Genomic DNA, 18,438 nt, shown 5'->3' on the forward strand with positions numbered 1-18,438 from the left:
CCGCCGGTGCGGGGCCGCCGCCAAAGGAGGAAGTCACCGTGGATCTTAGCTTCGACGGTCGGGTCGCCGTGGTCACCGGAGCGGGCGGGGGGCTCGGCCGGGCCCACGCCCTCGAACTGGGACGCCGCGGCGCGAAGGTCGTCGTCAACGACATGGGCACGTCCCTGTCCGGTGACGGCGTCGAGAGCGGCCGGGCGGCGATCGTGGTCAAGGAGATCGAGGCGCTCGGCGGCACCGCGGTGGCCGACGTCAACTCCGTCGCCACCACCGAGGGCGGCGAGGCCCTGATCCGGACCGCGGTCTCCGCGTTCGGCCGGGTGGACGTCGTGGTGAACAACGCGGGCATCCTGCGCGACAAGACCTTCCAGAACACCGGCCCCGACGACGTGGACCCGGTGCTGGACGTGCATCTGAAGGGCGCCTTCAACGTCACCCGCCCGGCCTGGCGGATCTTCCGTGAGCAGGGCTTCGGGCGGGTCGTGGTGACCTCGTCCTCGGCCGGCTTCTTCGGCAACTTCGGCCAGGCCTCGTACGCCTCGGCCAAGATGGGGCTGGTCGGGCTGATCAAGGTGCTGGCCATCGAGGGCCGCAAGTACGACATCAGGGCGAACGCGGTCGGCCCGGTGGCGCTCACCCGGATGACCGAGGGCTTCGAGAACCCGCTCGCCGACCGGCTGGACCCCGCGCTGGTCTCGTCCGTGGTCGCGTACCTGTGCCACGACTCGTGCGAGCTGTCCGGCGAGGTGCTCAGCGCGGGCGCCGGGCGGGTGGCCCGGGTGTTCGTCGGCATGACCCGCGGTTATGTCAACGGCTCCCTCAGCGCCGAGGACGTCCGCGACCACCTGGCCGAGGTCTTCGACGACACCGGCTACCAGGTGCCGGGCAACAGTCTGGCCGAGATGGAGCTCCTCGCCGAGATGCTGGGGAAGTGAGATGGCCGCGCAGCACCTCCGCCCGGCCCCGCTGACCGGGCAGCGCCTGTCGGGGATCCGGATCGGGGAGTGGATCGACATGGCCGCGCGGCGCTCCCCGAACCGGGAGTGCTTCGTCACCGCCGACGGCTCGCGCACCTTCGCAGAGGTCCGCGACCGGGTGGACCGGCTGGCCCGCGGCATGCAGGAGACGGGCCTGCGGCAGGGCGACCGGGTCGCGATCCTGGACACCGACTCGCCGGAGTACGTGGAGATCCTGCTCGCCCTGTTCAAGCTCGGCGCGGTGGCGGTGCCGCTGAACTACCGGCTGTCGCCCGCCGAGATCACGACCCTGCTGCGCACCGCCGAGGCGTCCTGGATCTTCGTCGGCGACCGGTACGCGCCGGACGTGCTGCGGGCCCGGCCGGAGCTGCCGCACCTGGCGCACGTGGTCGGCTGCGGTACGGCCTCCGAGGGGACCGTCCCGCTGGAGGAGGTCCTCGCGTTCGGCGCGGCCGGCGCCCCGGTGCCGGCGGCGGTCGAGGACGAGGACGTGATCGCGCTCGCCTTCACCAGCGGCACGACCGGCCTGCCCAAGGGCGTCATGCAGTCGCACCGCATGTGGAAGACCATGGTCTCCAACGCGGTCCTGGAGTACCGCTTCCTGCGGGACGAGTTCCGCTACTCGGCCTCCCCGCTGTACCACGTCGCCGGGCTCGGCCTGGTGCTCAACGCGATCCACCGCGGCTCGACGTCGCTGATCATCCCGCAGTGGGACCCGGCGGAGCTGCTGAGGTGGTGCCGCAAGGGCCTCACCGACGTGTTCCTGGTGCCGACCATGATCAGTGCGCTGCTGCGGCAGCCGGACGTGGACCCGGCCGACTTCGCCACGCTGCGCTCGGTCTTCTACGGTGCCGCGCCGATGTCGCCCGACCTGCTGACCCGGGCGATGGCGGTGATGGACTGCGACTTCTACAACGGCTTCGGCGCCGGCACCGAGGCGGGCATGCAGAGCGTGCTGACCCCCGAGGACCACCTGCGCGCGCTGAACGGGCACCCGCACCTGCTGAAGTCGGTGGGGCGCCCCGGCTACAACATCGACCTGCAGATCTGGGACGCCGACGACCGGGAGGTGCCGACCGGCGAGGTCGGCCAGATCGTCACCCGCAGCGACATGGTGATGAGCGGCTACCACGGCCAGCCGGAGAAGACCGCCCAGGTGGTGGTGAACGGCTGGTTCAAGGGCGGCGACCTCGGCCACCTCGACGAGGAGGGCTACCTGTACCTGGCCGGCCGCAGGGACGACATGATCATCCGTGGCGGCGAGAACGTCTACCCGATCGAGATCGAGACGGTCCTGTCCGCCTTCCCCGGCGTGGTCGAGTGCGCCGTCGTCGGCGTCCCGGACCCGCACTGGGGCCAGACCGTGCGGGCCCACGTCGTACTCGCCGGGGCGGCCGCCGCCGAGACCACGCCCGAGGACATCCGCGGGTTCTGCCGGGACCGCCTCGCGAAGTACAAGGTGCCCGACGAGATCCGAATCCACACCGGCACCCTGCCCAAGAACGCCAGTGGCAAGGTGCTCCACCGTCTGCTGCGGGAGCAAGCGTGAGTGACCAGACCGAACACCCCCCGACCGGCGAGGCCGCGTTCCGGGACGCCGTCCGGGCGTTCCTCGACGCGCACGCCAAGCCGCTCCCCGAGGCACAGGAGGGCTGGGGTGTCGGCTCGGACGAGCTGAGCTCCGGCGCCGAGCCGACCCGCGAGGAGGAACTGCGGATGGTGGAGGCCGCGACGGCCTTCCGCCGCGAGCTCTTCGACGCCGGGTTCGGCTGGCTCACCGGCCCGGCCGAGTACGGCGGCGGCGGCCGGGACGCGCGCTTCCAGGAACTGTTCGACGAGGTGGCCGCCGACTACGAGCTGCCCTCGGAGGCCTGCTTCGTCGTCGGCCACCACATCGTCGCGCCGACCCTGCTCGCCTGGGGCACCCCGGAGGTCAAGGAGAGGTACCTCCGCGCGCTGTACCGGGCCGACCTGCTCGCCTGCCAGCTCTTCTCCGAGCCCGAGGCCGGCTCGGACCTGGCCGGGGTCCGCAGCCGCGGGGTCCGCGACGGCGACGGCTGGCGGGTGAGCGGGCAGAAGGTGTGGACCTCCGGCGCCCACTACAGCGACATCGGCGAGATGCTGGTCCGCACCGACCCGGAGGCCTCCAAACACGGCGGCCTGACCATGCTGATGATCGACATGCACGACCCCGGCGTCGAGGTCCGTCCGCTGCGCCAGATGACCGGCGGCGAGGCGTTCAACGAGGTGTTCGTGGACGACGTGTTCGTCCCCGACAGCCACGTGCTCGGCAGGCCCGGCGACGGCTGGAAGGTGGCCATGACCACGCTCGGCAACGAGCGGGCGTCCATGGGCTACCGGACCTCCCCGCCCGCCTCCGACCCGGTCGAGCGGCTGCTCGGCCTGATCAGGCACTTCGGCCTCGACGGCGACACCGGCATCCGGGCGGAGTTCGCCCGGATCGCGATCCGGCGCGACATCATCCGGTGGACCGCCGCGCGGGCCGCCGCCCGCGCCGCCGGGGGCGAGCCCGGGGCCGAGGCCTCGATCATCAAGCTGATGGACTCGGAGAACGTGCGCGCCATCGGCGCGCTCGCCGGCCGTGTCCTCGGAGCCCGCATGACCGCCGACACCGGCGAGTGGGGCACCTACGTCTGGGCCGAACTCGCGCTGAGCGCGCCGTCCCTGCGCCTCGCCGGCGGCACCGACGAGATCATGCGCAACATCATGGCCGAGCGCATCCTCGGCCTCCCCCGCGAGCCCGCTCCCAACCGCTGACCGCAGCCCACCCTCACGAGGAGAGACCACACCCATGGTTGACCGCACGCCAGTCGTCGCCGGGATCGGCCTGAGCGACTACCCCAAGGCCCCGCATCTCGACGCGGTCGGGCACCACGTACTCGCCGTGCAGCGGGCGCTCGCCGACTGCGGCCTCGCCAAGAGCGAGATCGACGGGTTCATGTGCGCCCAGGGAGACTTCGCGCAGCCCGACAACGCCGGCACCATGGCCGAGATCCTGGGCATCAACCCACGGTACTTCGACGGCACCGCCGTCGGCGGCTCCAGTTTCGAGCTGCACGTCCAGCACGCGGCGGCCGCGATCCGGGCCGGCCTGTGCGACAACGTGCTGATCGTCTACGGCTCCGACCTGTACACCAAGTCGGGCACCAACCCCGGCTTCGGCGCCAAGAGGCCGGGCGAGGCGGTCCCGGGCGTCCTGCAGTTCGAGGCGCCCTGGGGCAACTCGCTGATCGGCGCCTACGCCATGGCCGCGCAGCGGCACATGCACGAGTACGGCACCACCTCCGAGCAGCTGGCCGCGATCGCGGTGGCCTGCCGCACGCACGCCGCGCTCAACCCGAACGCGCAGTACCGCAAGCCGATGACGGTCGAGGACGTGGTCAACTCCCGTATGATCGCCGACCCGCTGCACCTGCTGGACTGCTGCGTGGTCTCCGACGGCGGCGGCGCGGTGATCGTCACCACCGCCGAGCGGGCCCGCGACCTGCGCCAGCCGCCGGTGTACGTGCTGGGCGCCGCGTCGGCGCAGACGCACTGGAACATCAGCCAGATGCCCGACTACACCCGCACCGCCGCCGAGCGCAGCGGGAAGGAGGCCTTCGCCCAGGCGGGCCTCACCCCCGACGACGTCGACACGGTGCAGCTCTACGACAGCTTCACCATCACCGCGCTGCTCATGCTGGAGGACCTCGGGTTCTGCAAGAAGGGCGAGGGCGGCCCGTTCGCGGCCTCCGGCGCCCTGCAGCTCGGCGGCGCCCTGCCGCTGAACACCGACGGCGGCGCGCTCAGCTCCTGCCACCCCGGCATGCGCGGCATCTTCCTGCTCATCGAGGCCACCCGGCAGCTGCGCGGCCAGGGCGGCGCGGCGCAGGTCGAGGGCGCCGAGGTCGCCCTGGCGTGCGGCTCCGGCGGCTGGCTGTCGGCGATGGGCACCGTGATCCTCGGAAAGGACAAGGCATGACGAACGCCACCACACCCACTGACGCACCCCCGATGGAGGGCCGCCCGGTACCGCTGCTGGACGCCTCCACCCGGCCGTACTGGGAGGCCACGCTGCGCGGCGAGCTGCTGGTGCAGGAGTGTCCCGAGTGCCGCCACCGGCAGTTCTACCCCCGGCAGATCTGCGTCGAGTGCGGCGCCGTACCCGGCTGGCTGACCACCGCGGGCAGGGGCGTCGTGCACACCTTCTCGGTGGTGCGGCAGAACGGGGCGTTCCCGTTCAGCCAGTGGACCCCGTACGCGGTCGCCGTGGTCGAGCTCGACGAGGGGCCGCGGATCATGGGCAACGTGATCGGCTGCGAGGTGGACGAGGTCCGGATCGGGATGCGGGTCGAGGTCGACTTCGTCCCGCTGAACGATGAGGCGTCCCTGCCGTTCTGGCGCCCCGCCGCCTGACCCGGACCGGGCCGGCGCAGACCGAGAAGCACCCCGCGGCCTCAGGGCCGCGGGGTGCTTCGGTGTCGGTCGGCGCTTTGGAGCCGGGGGTCAGACCGCGCGCGGCGAGGGCACCGGCAGGTGCGCCTCCACCGGCATCCGCAGCGACAGCCACTCTGCGATCAGCTGCAGGGCCGGGCCCGGGTCGTCGGTCTGCATGTGCTCGGTGCCGCCCTCCCCGGCGGTGAACACGCGCAGCGTCCTGTCCTCCGATCCGGCCGCCTCGAAGGCGCGGTGCGCGTCGGCGACCGGGATCTCCCGGTCGTCCTCCCCGTGCACGATCAGCAGGGGCTGGGTCACCCGCGGCCACACGTCGGCCAGCGTCCACTCCTCCAGCCGTTCCAGGGCCTGCTCCACGGTCGGCGTGCCGAGCACCCAGGGCAGGAACCACGACGCCGGCTCGTACCCGGAGCGGCCGTCCCAGCGCCGTCTCCAGACCGCGCCGCAGTCCCAGCTGCCGGCCCACGAGACGCAGGCCGAGACCCGCGGCTCGAACGCCGCCGCGCGGGCCGCGTAGTACCCGCCGAAGCTGATGCCGAGCACGGCCACGTGCCGGGCGTCCACGTCACGCCGGGTCTCCAGGTAGTCGATGATCGCCGCGGTGGGCACCTCGTAGTCCGGGCGCGAGGGCACGCCGCGCAGCCGGATCAGCTCCCCGGTGCCGGGGGTGTCGACGACCAGGCAGGTGACGCCCCGGCGGGCGAACGCGGTGCCCACCACGGCGTACACCAGCTCCTTGGTCAGGTCCAGACCGCCGTAGACGATGACCACCGGCCGCGGGTCGGTGGCGTCCGGCGCGATCAGGTAGCCGGGCATCATGCCGTCGGGGGAGTCGATGTGGATGCGCTCCAGCGGCAGGGACGCGCACTCCACCGCGTTCCCGAACGCCTGCAGGGCCGCGGCGTAGCTCTCCGACTTCGCCGGCCCCAGCGGGATCTGCCGCTGCCCGCTCGCGTGGTACACCGAGGCGCGCAGGTAGCGCGCCCCCGCCGTCAGTGGGTACCCGGCCTTCAGGTCCAGGGCGGCGAGCTCCTCCTGCCGGTGCGCCATCCCCGCCCAGGCCGCGGCCCAGGCCTCCAGCCTCGCCGGCGGCGGGTCCGCCGCGGAGGGGTCCGCCGCGGGCAGGTCGCGGAGCGGGCCCAGCCAGCGCTCCATGTCGCCGAGCGAGCCACCGGCCATCAGGGCCAGGTTCACCGTTGACGACCAGGCGCGGTCGCCTGGGAAGAACTCGAACACGACGACTCCTCGCGGGACGGCGAGACGGGCGGCGGACGCGCACGCGTGCGAGCGTGCCCTCGTCCGTTGGCATCTGCGGTCATCTGGGACTGGTACTTGCGGCTCATATTGATACCGCCGCCGCATTACAGGTGGCGTTACCCGGTGCGCCCGCCGTTGTCGGACGGCGGGCGCACCGGGCCGCCGCCCCGGGTCGAGGGCGGCGGCCGTACGCGGGCGCCGGGTCAGGTCGTGGCCCACTGCGCCAGCGGACGCTCCTGGGGACCGGCCATGCCGCCGATCTCCGGGTAGACCTTGGTGGCCATCAGCTCCATCTCGCGGATCACGTCGTCGGCCGGCTGCTGCGCCCAGTGCCAGATCAGCACCGAGTACTCGTAGGGGACCCGCTCCCACTCCGCCGCGAACTGGGCTCGCGCCTGGTCGACGGTGCCGCCCAGGAACAGGCCGGAGTCCTTGACGGCCTGCACCACGTCGTCGCCCATCGCCATCTTCTTCTTGAAGAACTTCGAGTAGAAGTGCTCGAAGATGTCGGCGTCGTAGTCCAGCAGGGCCTTGTCGAACGCCGCGGGGGAGTCGGTGATGTGCGGCCACCGCACCGGGGCCTGGTTGGCGCCCAACGGCAGCGGATGGCCGACCGCGGCCGCCTCCTCGGCGTACACCCGGGCGAACTCCTCGGTGCGGGAGGCGGGCGAGAAGCTGGTCAGCACGAAGCCGTTGCGCGCGCAGTAGCGGACCGACTCCTCCGAGCTGGAGGACGCCACGAACACCGGCGGATGCGGCCGCTGGTACGGCGCCGGAGTGACGGAGATCTTCCGGATCACCCCGTCCCCGTCGACCTCGTCCGTCGCGCCCATCAGCGACGCGGTGTCGGCGGCCGGGTAGCCGGTGATGCCGGTGTCGTAGGGGAACGGCACCTGGACCCTGGAGCCGTTGAAGTCGAAGGAGTCCCGGGTCCAGGCCTTGAGCATCAGCTCGACCTGCTCCTCGAAGATCCCGCGATTGGCCTTGTCTGCCGCGCCGCCGTCCGACAGCGTGGCCTGGGTGCCCAGATGCTGGCCGAGCACGTCGGTCCAGCGCGACTGGTAGCCGCGGCTGACCCCGGCCCAGAAGCGGCCCTGGAGCATGTGGTCGAGCATGGCGCACTCCTCGGCCACCCGGATGGCGTCCTGGGTGCCCAGCACATAGCCGTTGGTGCCGATGTTGATCCGGCTGGTGTGCGCGCCCAGCCAGGCGTTGACCACTCCCGGGGACGGGGAGATCTCGTACCCCTCGGAGTGGAAATGGTGCTCGATACCGGCGATGCCCCAGTACCCCAGGTCCTCGGCGGCCTTGGCGATCCTCGCCCAGTCCCGCATGACCTTCTGGAACTCGTCGCGGTCGCGCCCGAGCGGTCGCCGGGCCGCGCGGCCGGCGGCCCCGCCCTCGACCGGGATGACCGGGTACAGCTGCACGATCGCCTTGACGCCCACTGTCTCACTCCTCAGCAGTCACAGACCGAATTCACTGCCGATATCGAACGGGGCGGCCAGTTACCGGGCCGTTCCCCGTGATCCGTAACGACGGAGTAACGGCTCCCGCAATAAACCGCACTTCATAACAGAACGGCCATTCGGTCGCGATCGACGGAGGGTTCCCATGAGGATTTGCCGCTTCACACCGCATGGCTGGCCGGACGCCGAGGTGCGGACGGGAGCCGCGGTCGGAGCGCTCGACGCGCCGGTCGTCGTCGACCTCGCCGCGCTCCTCGCCTCGGAGATCCTCGCCGACGGCGGAGAGGCCGGCCGCGCCGCCGACCTCGCCCGCGCGGTCTTCCCCGGGAGCACCGTCGCCCTGCTGGGGTCGGGCGGGCGCGCCGAAAGTGAGGCGCGGCGGCTGCTCGACGCGCTGGGCGACGCCGAGGCCGCGCTGGAGCGGTCCGGTCCGCTCGGCGCGCACGCCTACCGGCGCGACGCGGTCCGCCTGCTGGCCCCGGTCGACCGGCCGCCGACCGTGCGCGACTTCTTCGCCTTCGAGGACCACATGGTCAACGCCCTGCGCAACCTGGGCCGCGAGGTCCCGCAGGAGTGGTACGAGGCCCCGTCGCACTACGTGACGCGCAGCGCCTCGGTGTTCGGCCCCGACGAGCCGGGCCAGTGGCCCGCCTACACCGAGAAGCTCGACTACGAGCTGGAGTTCGCGATCGTGATCGGCCGCCGCGGCCGGGACATCCCGCCCGAGCGGGCCTGGGAGCACATCGCCGGGCTCACCATCTTCAACGACCTGTCCTGCCGCGACGTGCAGGGCCGCGAGATGGGCACCCGGGTCGGCCCGGCCAAGACCAAGGGCTTCGACCGCGGCTGCGCCACCGGGCCGTACCTGGTCACCGCCGACGAGATCCCCCGGCCGTTCGGCGCCGGGATGCGGGCCTTCGTCAACGGCGAGCTGTGGTCGGAGGGCTCCGCCGCGACGATCCACTGGTCGATCGAGCAGATCGTCGCGCACGCGTCGGCCGGGGAGACCCTGCTGCCGGGCGACCTGCTCGGCTCCGGCACGGTCGGCACCGGCGCCGGGATCGAGATCGACCGCTGGATCAAGCCGGGCGACGTGGTCCGGCTGGAGATCGACGGGCTCGGCGCGCTGGAGACCCGCGTGGTGCGGGCCGCCGCGGGCGAGGACTGATGCGGCCCCCGGTCCTGCGCGAGCGGGACGTGCGGATCCCGCTGCCGGACGGCGTGGTGCTGCGCGCCGACGTCTACCGCGACCCGGCTCCCGGCCGGCGGCCGGTGCTGCTCCAGTACACCGCCTACGACAAGGCGAACTGGGCCTCGGTCTACGGTGTGATCAACCCCGAGCGCGCGGTGGACCACGGGTTCGCCGTCGTGGTGGTGGACGCGCGCGGTCGGTTCCGCTCCGGCGGCGACGAGCCGTTCCGCCCGTTCGAGGGCTCCGGCGCGGACGCCGCCGCCTGCGTGGAGTGGGCCGCCGCGCAGCCGTGGTCCGACGGCAAGGTCGGCATGTACGGGGCGTCGAACAACGGCGTCCCGCAGTGGCAGGCGCTGCGGCACCGGCCGCCCGGGTTGCGCACGATCGTGCCGCACTTCACCGCGTCCGAGTTCGACGGCGGCTGGGTCTGGCGCGGTGGCGCGTTCCAGCTCGGCTTCAACCTCTGGTGGAGTCTGGCCAACCTCGCCCCCGACCAGCTCGGCCGCGCCGTCGCCCGCGACGGCGCGGACGTCCACCGGACGGCCTCCGGCGCCCTGGCGCGCGCCCTGCGTGACCCGGACGCCGCCTTCCGCGCCCTCCCGCTCCCGGACGTGCCCGCCCTGGACGGGGTCGCCCCGCACTACCGGGAGTGGCTCGCCCACCCGCCCGGCGACCCGTACTGGGACCGGCTCAGCGCCCGCGAGGCGCTGGCCGGGACCGACGTCCCCGTGCTGCACGTGGCCGGCTGGTACAACGTGCACCTGGACGGCAACCTCGCCGCGTACCAGGCGATCAAGGACGCGGGCGGGCCGGCCGCCGAGGCGCAGCGCCTGGTCATCGGCCCGTGGACCCAGTGGGCGCCCGCGCTGTTCGGCGACTCCTGCGGCCCGGAGCGGCGGTTCCCGGTCGGGATGGACCTGGAGGGGATCCAGCTCGCCTGGTTCGGGCGGCACCTGGCCGACGGTCCGGAACCCGACCTGCCGCCGGTGCGGGTGTTCGTGATGGGCGCCGACGAGTGGCGCGACGAGCAGGAGTGGCCGCCCGCCCGCGCCCGCCCCACGAAGTGGTACCTGCGCGGCGGCGGAACGGCCAACTCCCGGCACGGGGACGGCCGGCTGAGCACCGAGCCGCCGTGCGGCGGCGAACCGTACGACGCCTTCCGGTACGACCCGCGCCACCCGGTGCCCACCCGCGGCGGCGCCGTCTACCTGCCCAACCCGGCAGCCAACTCCGGCCCGATGGACCAGAGCGCGGTCGAGGACCGCGACGACGTCCTGGTCTACAGCGGCGACCCGCTGACCGAGCCGGTCGAGGTGATCGGCCCGGTGCACGCCGTGCTGCACCTGCGCACCACCGCCCCGGCCACCGATGTGACCGCCAAGCTGGTGGACGTCCACCCCGACGGCCGGGCGTACCTGCTCTGCGACGGCATCCGGCGGATCACCGCGGCGGAGGTCGCGGCCGCGGGGGACGGGCCGATCCGGGTCGAGGTGGACCTGATCGCCACCGGGAACGTGTTCCTGCCCGGGCACCGGATCCGGCTGGAGGTCTCCAGCGGCTCGTTCCCCAAGTACGACCGGCACCCCAACACCGCGGACGGCACGGCGTCCTCGCCGGAGGACCTGCGGGTCGCGCTACAGACGGTCCTGCACGACGCCGAGCACCCCTCGGCGCTCGTGCTCCCCGTGACTCCCGCCCGGTAACGGCGGGGATAACGGCACCCGGGGTGAGGTCAGGGCACCGCAGCATCCCGAATCCTGGCAAACCGACGCCCTGCTCGCCGGGGTGCTCATCTTCGCCGTCACGGGCGTGCTGCTCGTGAAGCTCTTCGAACGGCTCGAACAGCGTGCCGCGCCGTGGAAGGCGGGCCGCCCGTGATCCACGCCTGTCAGAAAGGGGCGGCCATGCCGACCGACGAACCCCAGGGCCTGATTCCGATGCTCCCGGTGGAGGAGGCCGCGCGGATCGCGGTCGAGGTGGGGATGCGCGAGGAGATGTCGCGGATCCACTTCTACCGCCTGCTGATGAACTCCCCGCAGTCCGCCCGGGTGGAGAACGAGATCAACGACCGGATCCTGTGGGAGGGGCGGCTGACCGTCCGCCCGGAGGCCACCCGGCTGCGCGAACTCGCGATCATGCGGGTGGCCTGGGCCACCGGCTCCGAGTACCTGTGGGCCCACCACTACGCGCCGACGGTCGACGTCGACCTGCCCGGCAAGCGCCCCGCCGACGTGCTCGCCGTCCGCGAGGGCGCGGACCACCCGGGGTTCGGGCCCGCCGAGCGCGCCGTGATGCGCGCGGTGGACGAGATGGTGCGCGACGACCGGATCTCCCCGGAGACCCTGGACGACCTGAGGTCGGAGCTGGCGAACGACGGCGAGGTGGTCGAGATCTGCTACGTGATCGCGATCTGGCGCGCCCTCACCACCCTGATGGCCACCTTCGAGGTGCCGCTGGAGCCGGGCTACCGGGCCTGGGCACCCGACGGCCGCCGCCCGGAGAACCACAAGGCGGGGGCGCCGGGCCGGTGAGCAGCTTCGAGGAGTACCGCGACCGGTTCGCCGACGTCGCGATGGAGCGGCACGACGGCATCCTGCAGGTCTCGCTGCACACCGACGGCGGGTCGCTGAAGTGGAGCGAGCGGGCGCACCGCGAGCTGCCCGAGGCGTTCCGGCAGATCGCCACAGACCCGGACAACCGGGTGGTCATCCTGACCGGCACCGGCCCCGACTTCCTGACCGAGATGGCGTTCGAGCGGCGCAACACCACCCCGCTGGGCTGGGACCGGATCGCGCACGAGGGGCGGAACCTGCTCTTCGACCTGCTCGACATCGAGGTCCCGGTGATCGCCGCGGTGAACGGCCCGGCCACCGAGCACGCCGAGCTGGCGCTGCTCTCCGACATCGTGCTCGCCTCCGAGACGGCCGCCTTCGCCGACCACCAGCACGTGGTCGCCGGGGTGGTGCCGGGCGACGGCGTGCACATCGTCTGGCCCTGGCTGCTCGGGATGAACCGGGCCCGGCACTTCCTGCTCACCGGCCGGACCATCGGCGCCCGCGAGGCGCTGGAGCTCGGCCTGGTCGCCGAGGTGCTGCCGCCGGAGCGGCTGCTGGAGCGCGCCTGGGAGCTCGCCCGGCAGCTCGCCGGCAACACCACCCTCACCCTGCGCTACACCCGCGCCTGCCTGACCATGCTGATCCGGCGAGAGCTGCGATTCGGCCTGGCGCACGGGCTCGCCCTGGAGTCGCTGGCCGCGGTCGACGCCCGTTCCTTCCCGCCCTCGCCCCCGCCGGCCCCAGGGCGGCCGTGACCGAGAGGAAGACCTCATGTTCCGGTACCCGCGCCGCCGACCCCCCGACCGCCTCCCCGCTGCTGGAGATCGACGGGCTGTCGGTCGGCTACGAGCGGGCCGGCGAGTACACGCCGGTCCTGGAAGGCGTCGGCCTCACCGCGCGGGACGGCGAGTGGAAGCTGATCGAGGACGAGGTCCGCAGTTCCCTGATCCCCGGCACCGCCGGCGCCGACCGGCATGGCGCCTGACTCCCCCTGCCCGCCCCTGCCGGTCTGCCCGGCGGGGGCGGGCACGTCGGGCCGGGACGCCCGCTCAGCCCGGCCCCTCGCCGGACCCCTCGGTGAACAGGGCCCCGATCGGGGCGGGCTCGTACCGGCTGCCGTCCCCGGCGAACAACCCGTCCCGGAACCGTGCGGCGGACTCCGCCGACCAGTCCGCCGGTTGCCGGGCCGTGCGCACCGGCGACCAGGTGCGCATCCGCCGCACGGTGTCCCCGGCGACGACGAGGACCTGCCCGGTGATGTCCTCGCCCGCCGGGCCGGCCAGCCAGGCCACCACGGTCGCGATTCGCTCGGCGGGCAGCGTGCCGTCGGGCAGCCCGCCGAACGCCGCCTCGCTCATCGGGGTCCGCGCCCGCGGCGCGATCGCGTTGACGCACACCCCGTACCGGCCCAGCTCGGCCGCCATGGTCAGGGTCAGCGAGGCCAGACCGGCCTTGGCCGCCGCGTAGTTGCCCTGTCCCGCGTTGCCGTACAGGCCCGACTCGCTGCTCGTGTTCACGATCCGGCGCCCGCCCCCCGGTCGCGCCCGCCAGTACCGGGCCAGCGCCCGGCACAGCCGGAAGGGCGCGGTCAGGTTGACCGCGAGCACCGCGTCCCAGTCCTCGTCGTCCAGATTGAAGACCATCCGGTCCCGGACGATCCCGGCGTTGTTCACCAGCACCGACACCGGCACCCCGAACCCCTCGGCCGCGTCCAGCACGTCCTCGGCCGCGCCCTTCTCGGCGAGGTCCCCCCGCCAGGCCACGGCGGTGCCGCCCGCGTCCCGGATCTCCTCGGCCAGCGGCCCGCTGTCCGCCAGGTCCGCGCACAGCACCGCCGCCCCGCGCCGCGCCAGCAGCCGAGCCTCGGCCGCCCCGATGCCCTGCGCGGCCCCGGTGACGATGCAGGCCCGCCCGCTCAGGTCGAGCCCGCCGCGGATACCGGATGAAGCCGTCATGCCACTCTCCATGCCTTGGAAATCGAACTCCGCCGAGCCCCCGCGGAAAACTCCGCCAGGACGAACGGAAAGTCTTTCCCGATTGTAAATGAATTCAAGCCTCGATATCAATGCGTATCGGATATTATTTATCGGTCGGCGAGATATGTCCGCCGGGCCGCCATCGGCTGTTTTCTTTTTGAAACGGCGAAATATGGAATTGAATCCAGGTGCGGTGCCTGCGGCTGAGGAATTGTCGAAAATTGCCGTGACAGTGACATGCGGTGAAGGCGTTGCCGCTATTGCTGTACGGCAACATCTGAGAACGGTTCGGCTGCGCTGCTGTCGAGCACGCGGCCGGCCCGGCTGCCGACTGGACGATGCCCCAATGCCGGCAGGCGGTCCGGAAGCGGGCGGCGGTTATTCGCCGCCGCGGCCGGGGTGGAAGATCACTCCGTCTCGGCCGTCAGTGCTCGGTGGGCGGCTCCATGCGTCCTGACGGCAGATCCCGCAGCCGGCGCAGGGGCGAGGCCAGCAGGATCAGCCCGCTGAGGGCGAAGATGCTCAGCATGATCCACAGTGCGGCCCTGACGCTGAACGCGACGGCCAGCGTTCCTGCCAGCAGGGCGCCCAGCGGCATCGCGCCGAAGTTGACCACCTGGCTGCTGGTGCTCACCCTTCCCATGAGTGTCGTGGGTACGTAGCCCTGGGTGAAACCCGAGAAGATCACGTTACCCGCGACGACACCGGCGATGATCACGATGCTGGCGACGACGAACGGCACCAGCATCACCCCTTGATCGGCGCACGCGATGAACAGGCCGGCCGGGGGCAGCGCGGCCTTGCCGATCAGGAAGGCACGGGCACTGCCCAGACGCGCCGCCAGCGGCCGCGCCGCGAAGGCGCCGATGACGCCTCCCAGGCTGGTCACGGCGATCAGCGCACCGGTCGTCGCCGCGCTCAGCCCGACGTCGTCAACCAGGAAGACGACCAGAAGGGACGTGTAGCCGGTCAACGCCAGGTTGGCGACGCACCCGTAGAGCATGTTGCCGCGCAGCAGCGGGTCGGCCACGACCGTCCGCAGTCCCTCCCGGATCTCGCTGCGCAGCCGTCGCCGTGGGCCCCTCTCGACGACCTCCCGGTGCCCGATGCCCTGGAGGCAGAGGGCGGAGACGGCGAAACTCGCGGCGTCCACCAGGAGCCCGCCGACAGCCGAGAACAACTGTGCAACCAACCCGGCCACGCCCGGTCCTGCCAGGTTGGCCACCTGCTCGCTGCCCTGCAGCTTGGCGTTGGCCTCCAGCAGGTCCTCGCCCTGGACCAGGGAGGGCAGGTACGCGCGGTAGGCGGTCGCGAAGAACACCTTGGCCGTGCCCGCGACCAGGGCGACCACGACGAGTTGGGCGGTGGTCAGCATGCCGAGGGCGGCCGTGACCGGCACGCTGAGAAAAGCGGCCATCGACACGTAGTCGGCCACCAGCATCACCGTGCGCCGTGGGAGCCGGTCCACCCAGGCACCCGCGGGCAAGCCGATGACCAGCCACGGCAGCCACGTGGCCGCCGCGAGCACACTGACCGCGAACGCCGAGGTGTGCAATGTGGTCACCGCGACCAGCGGGAGGGCGACGCTGGTGACCGAGCTGCCCAGGCTGCTGGCGCTCTCGCCGATCCAGAGCAGCCGGAAGTCACGCCCGCGGAGCAGGCCGAACCGGGGCGGCCGGGCGACGGGGGTGGCAGTGGCCGGGGTCATAGCTGCGCCGGCACCGCCCGGGCGAAGGCGAACACGGTCTCGCGGTCTCTGCCGTCGTCGGGCAGGTCGCGTTCGGCCCATCGGTTCATCACCGCGGCGATCTCGGCGGCGAACTCGGCCAGCTCGTCGTCGGTCACGTGGAGCCAGGTCTCGCTGGAGAAGGGACCGTGCGGCCAGCGTTCCTGAATGGACTGCGGCTGGTCCGCCCAGCGGCGGACGTGGCCGGTCTGCCGCTCCAGGTTCATCGATTCGAGGGCCCGGGCGATCACCTCGCCGGCGGCGTCGTGGGTGAAGTCGTTGGATGACCAGCACAGCGTCTGCGAGGTGCGGCGCCACCATCGCTCGCGCCTGTCCTGAGCCAGCTCCGGTGCCTCCTCGATGAGGCCGGCCCCGGCCAGCGCGCGCAGGTGATGGCTGATGTTGCCCACCGCTTCCCCGGTGCGCTGGGACAACGCGCTCGCGGTGGCAGGTCCGTTCACTTTCAGCAGGTCGAGTAAGCGGCGGCGCAGGGGGTGTGCCATGGCGGCAAGCACCCGCGAGTCGGTGATCGACGAATGATCAGGCATGGCGGGCACTCTATATAAACAAGAATCATTGTGCAATGACTCTTGTGGATCCTCCGTGCCTTTCCGCCTGCCGGTAGTCCTGCGGCACAGGGCGCGTCAGCGCCCGCGGGGGATGTGGCGGTCCCGGGCCGATTCCAAGGCTCACGGCCGTGACCAACGTCTGGTCCCGGTTCTTGCTCGCCCCTCGTGGCCCTGCTCGCCTGGGCGTCCCCGGCGGCCGCGCACGGCGGAGTCGCCGGGACCGACGTGCGTTTCGCGCAGACGGTCGCCGGCGTGGAGCTCGCCATCGTGATGCGGGCGAGCATCCGGATGCCTGTGCCCCCGCAGGCGGACGTGGTCGTGCCCGCCCCTCCCCGGCCAGGGCGGGGGGCGGGCGAGTGACCGTGAGACACGGCGCCGCGAACCCGCGTCTGATGATCGAAGTTGTCGAATCGGTGGACCGGAGGCTTCGATGAACCCGTGTCCCCTCCGCTCTCCATACGCGCACGCCGACCTTGGCCGGCCATTCACAAGATGATGATCATCTCGATGGTCATGATCCTCGGCCCGCTCGCGCTGACCGGCTGCACCCGATCGGCCGAGCCACCGTCGCTGCCACCCGATGGCGTCTACGACCACGACGCGGCGGGTGAGAACTCGCGGGCCGACCCCGTCCCGGCCGGCGGTACGGCCGGGTCCGTCACTCGGCCGTTGGCGGCGGCCGGCTGGTTCTGTGCGCAGGTCCGGGCCAATACGGACGGCCGTGCCCTGTGGTGCCGGATCGGTCACCGTGACCAGGCGGACACGGTTCACCCGCAGGTGGCGCAGTTCCTGCTCGACCATGACGACCGGCTCGCCTGGGCGTGGTTCCCGCCCGCCGGGCAGTCGGCGGAAGACGATCAGGTCGCCGCTGCTGCGGCACCGGCACTGGCCGCGATCTGGTCCGGCGCCGGTGATCGGGTGCGGCAGGAGATCAACGACTTCGATCGTGACCTCCGGGGCCGGATGGCGCAGCGGAGCGACGAGATCCCCCGGACCGTATGGCGGGACACGCACGCGGATTACCGCTATTCCGTGATCGACGGGCTGGTCGTCACCGCCCGGGAAAGCTCCGTGCGACGCTGGCCGTTCGGCGCCGAGCACTACGCGACCATGATGAGTTCGGCCGTGGCTGATCTTCGGGCCGGTGGTTACGACTGCGCCTACCCGCCCCAGCAGAGCTGCAATCGCCCCCAGTCGAACGGCTACTTCCGTGTCTCCCTCCGCGGTGATCAGATCGTCTCGGCTTGGTTCGGCATCGGCAGCCGGATCGAGTCGGGGCGGCAACGGCAGCCGCTCAGCCAGGAGTTCCCACGCGGCCTCACCTTTCTCACCGAGGCGGTTCGCCGCCCGGTCACCGAGCGCATCGAACAGTCCCGACGGTCCGGCACCGGCTTCGCCGGCATTGTGGCGGGAACGGTCGTGATCATCGACGCGCGCCAGAGCACTGTCGGCGGAGACAGTTTCGCGGCGTATCTCGACATCCAGATCGGCGCACCGCTGGCCGCGACCCTGCCCGTCTGATCACACAGGTCGGAGTGATGCCGGCCTGATCACGGATCACCACGGAGACGTCGGTCTGGGATCTTGACGGGGACGGTGGTTTCCGGCTTCCTTCTCCCGGAGGACCGGGTGGCGATCTACACCGCCCTCGATGAGAACGGCGTGGAGTCTGAGCCTCCAGATCGCCGAATACGTAGGCACAGGCTTCGGCGTGCAGCCATCGATCGTATGGGACAGTCGGAGGCACTGTTATCTATACGCTTTCGAAGCGGGAGCCATGGCGGCGGAGTTTCAGCTCGGCGATTACATCCTGGTGCAGGACGGCAGGACCCTTGAGATCTTTCACCGGGGTCTGTCCGAGAGCAGTCGTTACCACGTGGCGTTTCTTGGGGTGGACGTCCAGCCGTACAGCGATGGGTTCAAGGTTCGGCTCGGTGCCAGGCGGGGCGACGACCAGGTCACAGGGGGGACGAGACTGAAGATGAACCAGGAGGAGTTCGCACGGTTCCGTGATTTCATCGCCTTGGCCATCGCGGCACGCGACCTGGTGAACCCTCTGAACGAGTCCACCTCGCCCTGAACGATAAGGGCTTCGATCGGCTCCGAGTTCGGAAGGGCCGGCCCCACTCAGCGCCGGAGGTGATCGCGCTGGAGCACACGCGGATGCGGCCGGGCACGGTGGCCGAGGCACTGCCGGCCTGCGCCCAGACCGGCAGTGCCTCGGCCGCGCCGTGGTCCCGGGCCGTCCTCCAGTTGGAGATCAAC

At 71.9% G+C, this 18,438-nt stretch carries 18 protein-coding genes; 13 read left to right on the forward strand and 5 right to left on the reverse strand.

Features of this window, described 5'->3' with window-relative positions; genetic code table 11:
* The first annotated feature begins 38 nt into the window (after nt 1-38).
* The 5 genes from AB0K21_RS00270 to AB0K21_RS00290 are packed head-to-tail and all read left to right on the forward strand — an operon-like array spanning nt 39 to nt 5,390.
* Nucleotides 39-932 carry an SDR family NAD(P)-dependent oxidoreductase gene (locus tag AB0K21_RS00270; RefSeq protein WP_343976056.1) on the forward strand — a complete coding sequence of 298 codons (894 nt, stop codon included), beginning with the start codon at nt 39-41 and terminating at the stop codon, nt 930-932.
* 1 nt (nt 933) lies between these two features.
* On the forward strand, nt 934-2,523 hold the full coding sequence (locus AB0K21_RS00275) for an AMP-binding protein (RefSeq protein ID WP_343976059.1): 1,590 nt from the start codon (nt 934-936) through the stop codon (nt 2,521-2,523).
* Nucleotides 2,520-3,752 (forward strand): acyl-CoA dehydrogenase family protein, encoded by a 1,233-nt coding sequence (locus AB0K21_RS00280; protein WP_343976062.1) that lies wholly within the window; start codon nt 2,520-2,522, stop codon nt 3,750-3,752. The genes AB0K21_RS00275 and AB0K21_RS00280 overlap by 4 nt, the downstream gene beginning before the upstream one ends.
* Before the next feature lie 34 nt (nt 3,753-3,786).
* Entirely contained in the window at nt 3,787-4,956 is a 1,170-nt protein-coding gene (locus AB0K21_RS00285; RefSeq protein ID WP_343976065.1) for an acetyl-CoA acetyltransferase, read from the forward strand.
* On the forward strand, nt 4,953-5,390 hold the full coding sequence (locus tag AB0K21_RS00290) for a Zn-ribbon domain-containing OB-fold protein (RefSeq protein WP_343976069.1): 438 nt from the start codon (nt 4,953-4,955) through the stop codon (nt 5,388-5,390). The genes AB0K21_RS00285 and AB0K21_RS00290 overlap by 4 nt, the downstream gene beginning before the upstream one ends.
* Nucleotides 5,391-5,480: 90 nt before the next feature.
* On the opposite strand, the gene AB0K21_RS00295 is transcribed toward AB0K21_RS00290, so the two are convergent.
* Both AB0K21_RS00295 and AB0K21_RS00300 read right to left on the reverse strand, forming a co-directional pair.
* Nucleotides 5,481-6,665 (reverse strand): alpha/beta fold hydrolase, encoded by a 1,185-nt coding sequence (locus tag AB0K21_RS00295; RefSeq protein ID WP_364146720.1) that lies wholly within the window; start codon nt 6,663-6,665, stop codon nt 5,481-5,483.
* A 224-nt stretch (nt 6,666-6,889) separates the two neighbouring features.
* The gene (locus AB0K21_RS00300; RefSeq protein ID WP_343976075.1) at nt 6,890-8,134 is read right to left on the reverse strand and encodes an LLM class flavin-dependent oxidoreductase; all 1,245 of its coding nucleotides are present in this window, start codon (nt 8,132-8,134) and stop codon (nt 6,890-6,892) included.
* 166 nt (nt 8,135-8,300) lie between these two features.
* Between AB0K21_RS00300 and AB0K21_RS00305 the strand changes: the two genes are divergently transcribed.
* The 5 genes from AB0K21_RS00305 to AB0K21_RS00325 all read left to right on the forward strand — a co-directional run bounded on the left by AB0K21_RS00305 (nt 8,301) and on the right by AB0K21_RS00325 (nt 12,887).
* On the forward strand, nt 8,301-9,323 hold the full coding sequence (locus AB0K21_RS00305) for a fumarylacetoacetate hydrolase family protein (RefSeq protein WP_364146723.1): 1,023 nt from the start codon (nt 8,301-8,303) through the stop codon (nt 9,321-9,323).
* On the forward strand, nt 9,323-11,050 hold the full coding sequence (locus tag AB0K21_RS00310; RefSeq protein ID WP_364146725.1) for a CocE/NonD family hydrolase: 1,728 nt from the start codon (nt 9,323-9,325) through the stop codon (nt 11,048-11,050). Before AB0K21_RS00305 ends, AB0K21_RS00310 begins: the two co-directional genes overlap by 1 nt.
* A gap of 201 nt (nt 11,051-11,251) precedes the next feature.
* Nucleotides 11,252-11,878 (forward strand): carboxymuconolactone decarboxylase family protein, encoded by a 627-nt coding sequence (locus AB0K21_RS00315; protein WP_343976084.1) that lies wholly within the window; start codon nt 11,252-11,254, stop codon nt 11,876-11,878.
* Nucleotides 11,875-12,657, forward strand: coding sequence for an enoyl-CoA hydratase/isomerase family protein (locus tag AB0K21_RS00320; RefSeq protein ID WP_343976087.1), 783 nt, complete (start codon nt 11,875-11,877; stop codon nt 12,655-12,657). The genes AB0K21_RS00315 and AB0K21_RS00320 overlap by 4 nt, the downstream gene beginning before the upstream one ends.
* Nucleotides 12,654-12,887, forward strand: a complete 234-nt coding sequence (locus tag AB0K21_RS00325; protein ID WP_364146728.1) for a hypothetical protein — start codon at nt 12,654-12,656, stop codon at nt 12,885-12,887. The genes AB0K21_RS00320 and AB0K21_RS00325 overlap by 4 nt, the downstream gene beginning before the upstream one ends.
* 64 nt (nt 12,888-12,951) lie before the next feature.
* On the opposite strand, the gene AB0K21_RS00330 is transcribed toward AB0K21_RS00325, so the two are convergent.
* The 3 genes from AB0K21_RS00330 to AB0K21_RS00340 all read right to left on the reverse strand — a co-directional run bounded on the left by AB0K21_RS00330 (nt 12,952) and on the right by AB0K21_RS00340 (nt 16,152).
* Complete coding sequence (locus tag AB0K21_RS00330) at nt 12,952-13,857, reverse strand: SDR family NAD(P)-dependent oxidoreductase (protein WP_343976093.1); 906 nt, start codon at nt 13,855-13,857, stop codon at nt 12,952-12,954.
* 445 nt (nt 13,858-14,302) lie between these two features.
* Nucleotides 14,303-15,586 (reverse strand): MFS transporter, encoded by a 1,284-nt coding sequence (locus tag AB0K21_RS00335; RefSeq protein WP_343976096.1) that lies wholly within the window; start codon nt 15,584-15,586, stop codon nt 14,303-14,305.
* On the reverse strand, nt 15,583-16,152 hold the full coding sequence (locus AB0K21_RS00340) for a winged helix-turn-helix domain-containing protein (protein ID WP_343976099.1): 570 nt from the start codon (nt 16,150-16,152) through the stop codon (nt 15,583-15,585). The genes AB0K21_RS00335 and AB0K21_RS00340 overlap by 4 nt, the downstream gene beginning before the upstream one ends.
* A 186-nt stretch (nt 16,153-16,338) precedes the next feature.
* Here AB0K21_RS00340 and AB0K21_RS00345 point away from each other — a divergent pair, with 186 nt between their 5' ends.
* The 3 genes from AB0K21_RS00345 to AB0K21_RS00355 all read left to right on the forward strand — a co-directional run bounded on the left by AB0K21_RS00345 (nt 16,339) and on the right by AB0K21_RS00355 (nt 18,253).
* On the forward strand, nt 16,339-16,533 hold the full coding sequence (locus AB0K21_RS00345) for a hypothetical protein (protein WP_364146732.1): 195 nt from the start codon (nt 16,339-16,341) through the stop codon (nt 16,531-16,533).
* Nucleotides 16,534-16,665: 132 nt separating this feature from the next.
* A complete protein-coding gene (locus AB0K21_RS00350; protein WP_343976106.1) occupies nt 16,666-17,694 on the forward strand; it encodes a hypothetical protein in 1,029 nt (342 codons plus the stop codon).
* A gap of 256 nt (nt 17,695-17,950) precedes the next feature.
* The gene (locus AB0K21_RS00355; protein WP_343976109.1) at nt 17,951-18,253 is read left to right on the forward strand and encodes a hypothetical protein; all 303 of its coding nucleotides are present in this window, start codon (nt 17,951-17,953) and stop codon (nt 18,251-18,253) included.
* Nucleotides 18,254-18,438: the final 185 nt, after the last annotated feature.

Origin of the sequence: Streptosporangium sp. NPDC049248, assembly GCF_040678965.1 — a bacterium.
GTDB lineage: Bacteria > Actinomycetota > Actinomycetes > Streptosporangiales > Streptosporangiaceae > Streptosporangium > Streptosporangium fukuiense.

Bases quoted from the DNA above. Each gene is read 5' to 3' on its own strand.
- AB0K21_RS00275 (WP_343976059.1), top strand. From the start codon at position 934: ATGGCCGCGCAGCACCTCCGCCCGGCCCCGCTGACCGGGCAGCGCCTG.
- AB0K21_RS00285 (WP_343976065.1), top strand. From the start codon at position 3,787: ATGGTTGACCGCACGCCAGTCGTCGCCGGGATCGGCCTGAGCGACTAC.
- AB0K21_RS00290 (WP_343976069.1), top strand. From the start codon at position 4,953: ATGACGAACGCCACCACACCCACTGACGCACCCCCGATGGAGGGCCGC.
- AB0K21_RS00305 (WP_364146723.1), top strand. From the start codon at position 8,301: ATGAGGATTTGCCGCTTCACACCGCATGGCTGGCCGGACGCCGAGGTG.
- AB0K21_RS00310 (WP_364146725.1), top strand. From the start codon at position 9,323: ATGCGGCCCCCGGTCCTGCGCGAGCGGGACGTGCGGATCCCGCTGCCG.
- AB0K21_RS00315 (WP_343976084.1), top strand. From the start codon at position 11,252: ATGCCGACCGACGAACCCCAGGGCCTGATTCCGATGCTCCCGGTGGAG.
- AB0K21_RS00330 (WP_343976093.1), bottom strand. From the start codon at position 13,857: ATGACGGCTTCATCCGGTATCCGCGGCGGGCTCGACCTGAGCGGGCGG.
- AB0K21_RS00335 (WP_343976096.1), bottom strand. From the start codon at position 15,586: ATGACCCCGGCCACTGCCACCCCCGTCGCCCGGCCGCCCCGGTTCGGC.
- AB0K21_RS00340 (WP_343976099.1), bottom strand. From the start codon at position 16,152: ATGCCTGATCATTCGTCGATCACCGACTCGCGGGTGCTTGCCGCCATG.
- AB0K21_RS00350 (WP_343976106.1), top strand. From the start codon at position 16,666: ATGATGATCATCTCGATGGTCATGATCCTCGGCCCGCTCGCGCTGACC.
- AB0K21_RS00355 (WP_343976109.1), top strand. From the start codon at position 17,951: ATGGCGGCGGAGTTTCAGCTCGGCGATTACATCCTGGTGCAGGACGGC.